At 72.6% G+C, this 1,506-nt stretch carries 2 pseudogenes; both read right to left on the bottom strand.

The annotated features are described in order from the left end of the window. Nucleotides 1–1,226: pseudogene (locus ACWFRU_RS42355) on the bottom strand (hypothetical protein); the annotation flags it as partial. A gap of 93 nt (nt 1,227–1,319) precedes the next feature. Next, nucleotides 1,320–1,506 (bottom strand): annotated as a pseudogene (locus tag ACWFRU_RS42350) (hypothetical protein); the annotation flags it as partial.

Below are 1,506 nucleotides of genomic sequence, written 5' to 3'. Positions count from 1 at the left end.
TTGCGTCCGGCGGGCCATCCGACGACTTCGGCGAACGTCGTGACGGGGAAGGGCTGGGTGGGCGTCAGGTCGACGAACGGGCGCTCGCCGCGGTAGGCGGCCATCAGGCGGCGCTTGCGGTGTGAGGCGGAGCCGTAGTCGACCGCGTCCAGCGTGAACGCCTCGGTGGTGTGCCACCCGGCCTCGCTCAGCCGGTCCATCAGCGCGGCCTCGATCCGGGCGGGCAGGGCACTCGACTGCTCGACGGCGACCCATTCCACGCTGCCGCCGCGGGCGAGCATCGCCAGGGGCCAGATCACGACCTCCGCCATCAGTCCGGCGCGGGCGTCCTCCAGCTGCTGCAGAGGCTCGCGGACCTCGTCCCACGTCATCCGGGAGCGGGGCGCGTAGCCGTCCTCGCAGCCGGGCGCGACGTTGCCGCCAGTGGTGATGACCGGGCAGAATCCGGCGGCCGCGGCGGCCTCCAGGACGGTGCGCTCGATCAGCTCGATCGCGCCTGCGTAGTGGCCCTTGCGCAGCCCCGAGGGGTTGTAGGCCTGGCACGGCGGAGTGAGCGCGATCCCGGTGACGTGCTGGAGGCAGGGGTGCTCGGGGTCCAGGTCGGTGACGTCGGCGTGGATGGTGCGGTGTCCGGCGGCCGTCGACGTCGCCACGGCGCCGCGGTCCAGGTCGACGCCGACGATGTCGACGTTGGCGCGCAGGATGCGCAGGATGCCGTGCGTCAGTCCGCCGGGGCCGGTGAACAGGACCACGATCCGGGGGCGGATCACGCGGCCCTGGCCGTCCTTCGCCGGGGGGAACAGCCACTCCACCGGCCACGGTCCCGCGTACCACTGCAACAGCTCGTAGGTCTCGCGGTCCAGGGCCACCAGGCGCTCGGCGGCCGTCGCGGCGGTGCCTTCGGACTCCAGTCGGTCCAGCGTCATCGCGGCGCGCTCGCCCTTCGCCGTGCGGCCGCACTCCGCGGCCTCCTCGGCCTCGCCGTCGACGATCGCGTACGCGCACTGGATGACGCGGAGCATGGCGTCCAGCGCCCACCCGTCAGCCTCCTCGTCCGGGTGCGCCTGGGTGAAGTCGACGAGAAGATCGGCCGTGCGACGACACTCGATCAGGTCCGGGTGATTGGCCGCCTGGTGCAGCGCGGCCGCGTCCTCCTCGTGGTCCTCCGCAACGTCGGTGAGCCACTCGGGCAGTGCCGCCCGCTCCCCCGCTTCGGTCTCGGTCATGTGTTCCCGGTCCTTGTCGTTGAGGTCTTCGGTGGTGCCGGTCCGGGATTCCCGCCCCGTTCCGACACTGCTAATTCAATCAACTGCTAGGGGTCACGTCAAGGCATTCGCGCAGGTCACATGCCGTTTCTGCTCCGGCGTCGGAACGCCGTACGACGACTCCGGTCGGGGGGCTCCCTCGTCGGTCGGGCAGGCGTCAGCCGCCGCGGGCCGTGTCGGGGTGCCGGGCTCGCCGTAGGCGACCGCCGCAGGCGGCTTGGCCTGGCGGCCCGGCGCGGGC

The organism is Streptomyces sp. NPDC055099, from assembly GCF_053607685.1.
This window is presented reverse-complemented; position numbering and strand designations above follow the sequence as displayed.